6 protein-coding genes are annotated in these 7,912 nt (G+C 66.9%); 2 read left to right on the forward strand and 4 right to left on the reverse strand.

Translation table 11 applies throughout. The annotated features are described in order from the left end of the window. Together ENJ37_07770 and ENJ37_07775 are read left to right on the forward strand one after the other, a co-directional pair. Window positions 1-1,586 (forward strand): TonB family protein (locus ENJ37_07770; GenBank protein ID HHL40388.1); only part of this gene is annotated, 1,586 nt, incomplete at its 5' end. After that, the gene (locus tag ENJ37_07775; GenBank protein HHL40389.1) at window positions 1,564-2,901 is read left to right on the forward strand and encodes a DUF2029 domain-containing protein; all 1,338 of its coding nucleotides are present in this window, start codon (window positions 1,564-1,566) and stop codon (window positions 2,899-2,901) included. The genes ENJ37_07770 and ENJ37_07775, both read left to right, overlap by 23 nt. 15 nt (window positions 2,902-2,916) lie before the next feature. Here ENJ37_07775 and ENJ37_07780 read toward each other — a convergent pair whose 3' ends face one another. The 4 genes from ENJ37_07780 to ENJ37_07795 all read right to left on the reverse strand — a co-directional run. After that, a complete protein-coding gene (locus ENJ37_07780) occupies window positions 2,917-4,293 on the reverse strand; it encodes a TIGR03013 family PEP-CTERM/XrtA system glycosyltransferase (protein HHL40390.1) in 1,377 nt (458 codons plus the stop codon). A 26-nt stretch (window positions 4,294-4,319) separates the two neighbouring features. Continuing rightward, the gene (locus ENJ37_07785) at window positions 4,320-5,324 is read right to left on the reverse strand and encodes a polysaccharide biosynthesis tyrosine autokinase (GenBank protein HHL40391.1); all 1,005 of its coding nucleotides are present in this window, start codon (window positions 5,322-5,324) and stop codon (window positions 4,320-4,322) included. Window positions 5,325-5,365: 41 nt separating this feature from the next. Beyond that, a complete protein-coding gene (locus ENJ37_07790; GenBank protein HHL40392.1) occupies window positions 5,366-6,373 on the reverse strand; it encodes a MinD/ParA family protein in 1,008 nt (335 codons plus the stop codon). 139 nt (window positions 6,374-6,512) lie between these two features. After that, a partial coding sequence (locus ENJ37_07795; GenBank protein HHL40393.1) for a hypothetical protein occupies window positions 6,513-7,912 on the reverse strand: 1,400 nt, incomplete at its 5' end.

Below are 7,912 nucleotides of genomic sequence, written 5' to 3' on the forward strand. Positions count from 1 at the left end.
GGCCGCTGGTTGTGGACGTGGTCGAGGTGCCGAAGCCCGGGGCGGAGGGAGGACCGCCGCTGCCGGCCGGGGCCGCGGCGACGGCGGCGCAACAGGTGCCGGCGGGCGGGAAGGAGCCGGGGGGAGAGGCGAGGGCCGCTGCTGACGAAGAGGCCGTCATAGCGGTGCCCGCCCCCGTGGAGAGCGCCGCCGTCGCCGATGCCGAAGAGCTGCAAAGAGGGACGGAGCAGGCGACGACACCCGCGCTCGAGGCCCCGCCGCCCCTGGAGGAGGCGGTCGAGGAGAAGGCGCTCGCCGAAGAGGAGGTCACGCAGCACGAGGAGGAGGCCGAAGCTCCGGTGCCGACGGCGCCCGCCCCTGCGGGGGAGGCGACGGGGGAGAGCGAACCGCCTCCCCCGCCCGCCGCCGCGGCCTTACCCGCCGGGCCTTCCCCGGCGGACGTCGGAGAGGGGACGCCGGCCACGGAAGCGCCTGTGCCTCCACCGGCGCCTTCGCCGCCGCTGGAGGCCGGGGAGGGGGCCGGGGAGGGGGCCGCCGAGCCCCTCGCCTCGGTCGAGGTCGTCGACGGGCCGCCCGTGGCGGCCATCGAGCAAGAGATGGCCCGGGCGGCGGAGAGTGCGCGGCAGGAGCCGCAGGCCGTGGATAGGGCGGAGGCGCCGCCGCCGCCTTCCGCGTCCTTCGAGGCGCCCGTCACCTGGGTCCCGGCCCCGCCTGTCCCGCCGCCCCCGTTCGCGGAGGAAACCGGAGAGAAGGGCGGGACCGGCGCGGAACCGGCAGAGGAGAGGGAGGAAACGGCTGTGGCGGCCTTCGAGGCCCCCCGGCCCGAAGCCGGCGCCGGGGCCTTCGCTCCCCCATTAGGTCCCCCCACCCGCTCCGGGGGCCCGGCGCAGGAAGAGACACGGCCAGCGCAGGAGAGTTTAGTCCCTTCGGCCGCGCCGCCCTCCGCGCCCCATGCCGCCGCGGCCGACGGCGATGACGCCAGGGCTCCGTATCCCCGCGCCGACGAAGGAGAGAGCATGGGGGACGGGGCGGCCGCTGCGCCCGCGGAGCCCGAAGCGCCGGTGCCTGCGGCCCGACTCCCCGAGGCCGCCGTCGCCTCCCCGGAGAGCGCCCCCGCCCCCGACGGCGAGTCCGAGGCGCCGCCGGTGCCGCTCCTTACGCTTCCGCCGGAGGAGACCGAGGCTCCTTCCCTCTTCCCCGAGGCCCGAAGGCTCGCGGCCCTGGCCAAGGAGTATGAAAAACAGGCGCCGCGAAACGAAAAGGGCAAGCGCCTCCAGTTCAACACATCGGAGCTGCGCTACAGGGTCTATCTCCAGGACCTGAAGATCAAGGTGGAGAGCAAGTGGGAGTATCCGCTCATCGCCGTAAAGAACGGCTGGCAGGGGTGGCTCAGGATCGACTTCGACATAAGACGCGACGGCTCGCTCGGGGAGGTGAAGATCGTCAAGTCGTCGAAGTACCCCCCCCTCGACGAGGCGGCCGTGACGGCGCTCAAGCTCGCGGCCCCCTTCAGTCCCTTTCCCCACGACTTCGAGCTCGACGAGATAACCATCAGGGCCCGCTTTGAGTACATCATCTACCGGTAGCTTCACGGCGGCGCTGCTGGCGTGCGGCGCGGCGGTCCTCCTCCTGTGCGCGGCGCCGCTCTTCATCGCCGACGGGGACGCCTCCGTGGCCGGCGTGCTCCCCTACGCCCTCGCCTTCGCGCCCTATCTCCATCTTCTCTCGCGCCTGGCCCGCCCGGGCGGCGCCGCCGGCCGCGGCGAGGAGAAGGCCCTGCACCTGCGGCTCATAGTCCTCTTCGCCCTTCTCATGACGGCGGTGTCGGTCCTCGCGCCGGCGGTGCTCGAGGACGACATGTACCGCTACGTCTGGGACGGGCGCGTGCTCGCAAGCGGCGTCAACCCCTATGCCCACGCCCCCGACTCCTTCGCCCTGCGCGCCCTGCGCGACGAGGCCGTATACCCCAACATAAACTACCCCTACGTGCCGACCATCTATCCCCCGGCGGCCCAGCTCGTCTTCGCCGCCGTATACAAGGCCGCAGGCAGCGGCCTCACCGCCTTCAAGGCCGTCTTCGCGGCCTTTCACCTTGCCACCGTGCCGGTCGTGGTGAGGCTTCTCGACCGCCTCGCCATGGACCGCCGTCTCGTCGTCGCATACGCATGGAACCCCCTGGTGCTCAAGGAGGCGGCTGGCTCGGGCCACGTGGACACGCTGGCCGTCTTTCTTCTCACGGCCTCGCTCCTCCTTCTCATCGAGGGACGGGCGCTGCGGGCCGCCGTCCTCTACGGCCTCGCCGTCGGGGCCAAGCTCTTTGCGCTGGCGCTGCTGCCCCTCTATGTGAAGAGGACGGGGCTTCGGGGGACGGCCGCCGCCGGGGCCACGCTCGCGCTCCTTTATCTCCCCTTCACGGCCACGGCGCCGGCCGTCCTCTCTCCCTTCGAGGGGCTCATCACCTACTTCGAGCACTGGCTCTTCAACCCCGGCCCCTTCGACGCCGTGAGGCTCGCGCTCACACCCTTTGCGGCCGACCCCTACGTCGCCGCGCGGCTCGTCTGCGCGGCCTCGGTGCTCGCCCTCTCGCTGTACGCCGCCGTCCGCGACGACGGCCGGAAGGCGACCCTTGTGAGGGGTTTCTTCCATGTCGTCGCCGCCCTCGTCCTCCTCTCCCCCGTCGTTGCGCCCTGGTACATGCTCTGGTTCGCGCCGCTTCTGAGCCTGCGCCCATCGAGGGCATGGACGGCCCTGACGGCCCTGGCGCTCCTCTCCTACGTCTTCACGGCCAGGGGCGCGGACCTGCCGGCCCTGCGGCTCCTCGAATTCGGCATCTTCGCGGCGCTGCTTGCGGGAGAGGGGGGCTTTAGGCGGAAAGGAGGGCTGAGGGAGGGAACAGGATAGCGGAGCTCCGGCCGCCTACCTGGCCCCCTTCCTTGAGAGTACGACCTTTATGGTCCTGAAGAAGATTATGACGTCGAAGAGCGGCGACATGTTCTTGATGTAGTAGAGGTCGTACTGGAGCTTTTCGAGGGCGTCCTTGAAGGTGGCGCCGTAGGGGTACTTGATCTGGGCCCAGCCCGTGACGCCGGGCTTTACGGCCGTCCTTATCTCGTAGTAGGGTATGACCTCCTTGAGCTGGTCGACGAAATAGGGGCGCTCGGGCCTGGGGCCGACAAAGCTCATGTCGCCGCGCAGCACGTTTATGAGCTGGGGGAGCTCGTCGATGCGGGTCTTCCTGATGAAGGCGCCCACCCTGGTCACCCTGTCGTCCTTCTCCCTGGCCCAGACCGGGCCGGTCTTGGACTCGGCGTCCTGGCGCATGGAGCGGAACTTGTATATCTCGAAGTGCCTGCCGTTCTCGCCCACACGGGTCTGACGGAAGATGACGGGCCCCCGGGACTCGAGCTTTATGGCCACGGCCGTAAGCGCCATGACCGGCAGGGCCGCCACGAGCAGCACGAAGGAGAAGACCATGTCGAGCACGCGCTTTATGATCTTTCTCGACCTCAGGGACTTGAAGCCGTCGGAGAAGACGAGCCAGCTCGGCTTGAGCTGGTCAAGCGGTATCTTGCCCATCATCCTCTCCTGAAAGGTCTCGCCCTCCTCGATGCTCACCCCCTTGAGCTTGCAGTCCAGCAGCGCCGACATGGGAAGCTTCGAGCGCCTGTCGGCGAGCGCCACGATTATCCTGTCCACCCCTTCGGTCTCGGCAAGCCTCGCAATATCGCCGTAACCGCCGATGACACCGGGGTTCACTATGGAGTGTCCTATCTTCTCCGGGTCGTCGTCTATGAAGCCGACGAGCTCGAGGTCGTGGTCCTTGTCGCCGTAGATCTCGGAGCCTATCTTCCTTGCCAGGTCGCCGGTGCCGATTATCATGACCCTGCCCTTGCCGACGTCGAACTCCAGGTGCCTGGCGAGAAAGGCCCTCCACAGGCACACCGCCGTCGCTATGAGCACCGCGTCGAGCGGCACCGTGTATATCTGGTACCCCGCGGCAAGGCGCAAGAGCGCCTCGCCCGCCGCGGCCGTGAGGGTCGCCGCCGCAAGCCTGCGGAAGAGGACCGACGGCCGGCTGTGGTGCTCGCGGGCGTAGAGGTCGAAGTAGTAGTAGACGACGCCGTAGACCGAGGCGACGGCAAGGGCCGCCAGGGGATGGAAGTCCACCGCCAGGTAGCCGTAACCGTCCATGGTGGCGGTGAGAGAGAGGGCGATGAGGTAGAGGAGGATGCTCTCCGACGCCCACACCATGAGCGTCCTCTTGGAGAGATACCTGTTGAGAAAGTAGAACATGGATGAGGCCTTCTTTTTCCGTGAGCTCAATAGTAGTATCCGTACTTCTTCAAGGTCGTTTCGGCGCCGTTGAGTACGATACCGGCTATATCGCTCTCCTGGAGCGAAGCTATGGCCTTATTCACCATGTCACGCGGCGTCTTGCCGGCCCTGACGACGAGGATCATGGCGTCAACGACCTTGGACAGAACGTTCATGTCGGCCAGCGAGAGTACGGGCGGAGCGTCGACGATGATGTAGTCGAACTCGCGCCTGAAGCTGTTCACGGCCAGGGCCATCTCCCTGGAGCCGAGAAGGCTTATGGAGTTCTTGACGCTGCGCAGCGCAGGCAGGACGTAGAGGTCCGTGTGCGCCACGCGGAGTATCGTCTCCCCCAGCTCCGCCTCGCCGGAGAGCACGTCGGGGAGGCCGAAGGCCGGGACGGCGTCGAGGTAAGGAGCGAAGGCCGGATGCTTGAAGTCACATTCCACGAGCAGCGTCTTCTTCCTGAACTCCCGGCCCATGATGTAGGAGAGGTTGAAGGCCGTGGTGGTCTTTCCCTCGCCCTTGAGCGCGCTGGTTACGGCGAAGACCTTGCAGGACTTCTTCAGGCCCACCTGTTCGAGCTTGGTGTAGAGGACGCGGTACTGCTCGGCCGCCACCGGGTCGGCGTCGTCCGCCACGGCGAGCCGCGCCTTGAGCGTCACCTCCCTGTAGGCGTCGACACCAAGGCTCTCGCGCACGAGGTCGGCGTCGTCGTCGAAGCCGCCCAGCGCCGTCAGCGGCCCCTCGTCGGCCGCCGCGGAAGCGGCCGTATCGAGCAGGGCGTCGTAGCGGCCCTTCTTCTCCGGGTCTTTCAGTGTTTCGTAGGCCTCGTCGATCAGGTCCATGGTGTCCTTTCTCTCTTCTTCGCTGTAGAGCGAGTAGAGCGCCGGAGAGTCCTCACAGAACGCGCTCTTCGCCCTCGAGTAGGCCTCGGCTATCTCCTCGGCCGTGGCGCTGCGCGGGACGTTGAGCACCTCGTAGTAGTTCTTCTCTTTCAGGTCTTTCATGGACTCTCGCCTCCGGAACTTTCACGCAGGCGGCGGCCGCTTCAGAAGCCGACCTCCTCCGCGCTCCAGTGGCCGATCCTGACCAGGCACGCCTGGAGCGCCGCCGCCGTCTCGGAACCGGGGTAGCCGATGACAAAGGGCTTCCTCGCCCTGACGGCGTCGCTCACGATCCCCTCGTAGCTGACGTGGCCGGCGTAGCCCACGTCCATGCCGAAGTAGTTGTAACAGGCCGTCTGCATGAGCCGCCCTATGTCGCCGTCCTTGTCCCTGCGCGCCTGGTTGACGAGCAGCGATATCCTCGTCTCGGCCATCATGCCGCGCACCATCTCTTCACCGCCGGGGTCCATCCGGCGAAGCTCGACGAAGATGTCGGCTATGGTCCTCGCGGACCTCGAATTGAAGACCGATCTCAGAAGCGACTTGAGCCTGAGGTCCTCCTCGGACTCGGTTATCCGCCTGATCTGCCTTGCGAAGAGACATTTCAGGTACCGGTAGGTATTCTCAATGGACGTCGGCTCCGGCGTGGTCACCAGTATGCCGAGGCCCGCGAAGAGAAACATGTCGAGCATGTTCGACGACGTGCCCGGCCCTATGTCGAGGATGATGTTGTCGTAGTCGAGACCGTGCAGCGCCCTTTCAAGCCGCCCCAGTCTCGGCCCTCCCATATCGGCCACGTCGAGCGAGTCCCTGGCGCCGCATACTATATCGAGGTTTTCGTAACCCGTGGCGGTTACGAGCTCTCTTATATCCGACACCCTGCCCTTGAGGAAGTTCGAAAGGGTCTGGCGCGCGGCGTTCATGCCGAGGAAGGTATGGAGGTTCGATGCGCCGAGGTCGGCGTCGACGAGCAGGACCCTCGCGCCGTCTCTGGCAAGGAGCAGGCCGAGGCTCGAGGCGATAAAGCTCTTTCCCACTCCACCCTTGCCTCCGCCGACGGCCCATATCCGCCTTCTCTTCGCATCCCTCGCTACCCGCCGCTCCCGCTCCGGCACGCCGTCGGGGAGGCCGTCGTTTCGTCCGCCGGACCTGAACCTGCCGAACCACTTCATCGGATGATCGTCAACTCTCCTCTCTCAGTGTCCGTCCAGGGACGGCTTGCGCCGTCCCCCCTGTCGATCCGCCCGGCACGCCCCACCGTTCACGGGGCAAGGGGCGCCTTCCCTTCCCGGCGCCCTGCCGGCGCTTTCCTTACGACAAGCCGCCGCCCCTGTCGCCGCTGAGCAGCCTGAGCTTTCTCTTGCGGCCCCGGGAGGGGGTCTTCCCGAACTCGTGCACGGGGATTACGGTGAGCACGGGGATGTCCGTAAAGCCGTCGAAGTCCTCGGGCTTGCGGAAGGCCGGATTCATGAGCTCGAGCAGGAAGGCCAGGGCCAGCCCCATGCCCGCGCCGCCGCCGGCGCCGAGGAGTATGATCTTCGCCTTGTTGGGCTTTACGGGCTTTTCAGGGAGGTTGGCCGGGTCCAGGACCCTGAACCTCTCGCCCTTCTGCCGCTTTTCGAGATTCTCGGCGAGCCTGGCGTTGAGCTTCTTTTCGAGAAGGTTCTGGTAGTTCTTGAAGGATATGTCGTAGTCGCGCTGGAGGTCGGCGAGGCGCTGTTCGTTGCCCGGGGTGCTCTCCACGCGGCGCTCGTACTCCTTGATCTGGCGCCTTATCCTCTCTTCGCTCTTCGTGAGCGAAGCGATCTGGGACTCGACCTCCTTCAGGCGCGCATAGGTCTCCGAGCCGCGTATGAGCCTCTCGTCGTCGACGGCCCCCTTGGCCGCTCCGCCGTCCGCCTGCCCGGCGGGGCCGCTCGCCTCCGCGCCGCCGCCGGTCTCCTCGTCGGCGACCGCCCCCTTGACGGCGGCCCTGGCCTGCAGCGTCCTCTCTATCTCCTCTATGCGCTTTCTTACGATGATTACATCGGGATACGTCTCCTTGTACACGGAGAGGAGTCCCGCCAGCTCGGCCTTGAGCCTCTCGAGCTCCGTTTCCAGGGGGTCGGGCTGTGGCGGCGCCTTGACCACGCCGCTCACCGCGGGCACCGCCGCCTGCGGCTGGTCGGCGTCGAGGCCGGCCTCGAGCAGCGCAAGCTGCTCACGGAGCATATCGCGCCTGTCGAGGGCGTTCTTGAGCGAGCCCTTCAGCGATATGAGCTCGAGCTGGAGCCTGTCGAGCGTTCTCAGGTTCGCGTCGAGCTGCTCGGGGAGGCTGCCCATGTGCCTCTCCTTGAAATCCCTTATGGCCTGCTCCTGGGCCTCGAGCTCGGCCTTGGCCCTGGCGAGCTCGTTAGCCAGAAACTCGGAGGTCCCCTCGGCGTACTGCTCCCTGATCCGCAGGTTCTCCTCGATGAAGAGCGAGGCGAGGGTGTTGGTCACCTCCATGGTCACGTAAGGGTCCTTGCCCATGTAGCTTATGCTGAAGGCGTCCCCGCCGCGCCGTCCGCCCCGGCCTATGACCTCGACCGATATGTCCTTGCGCATGCGCTCGATCTTGTCCTCGATGCCCGTCTGCGGCACCCTGCCGGCCTCGGGAGGGCCCAGAAGCTTGAGCTTGAGCTTTGCAAGCAGGCCGTCCCCCTTCTTGCCGTAGAGGTCGAAGTCCTTTA

It is taken from the genome of Deltaproteobacteria bacterium (genome assembly GCA_011375175.1).
Lineage (GTDB): Bacteria > Desulfobacterota > GWC2-55-46 > GWC2-55-46 > DRME01 > DRME01.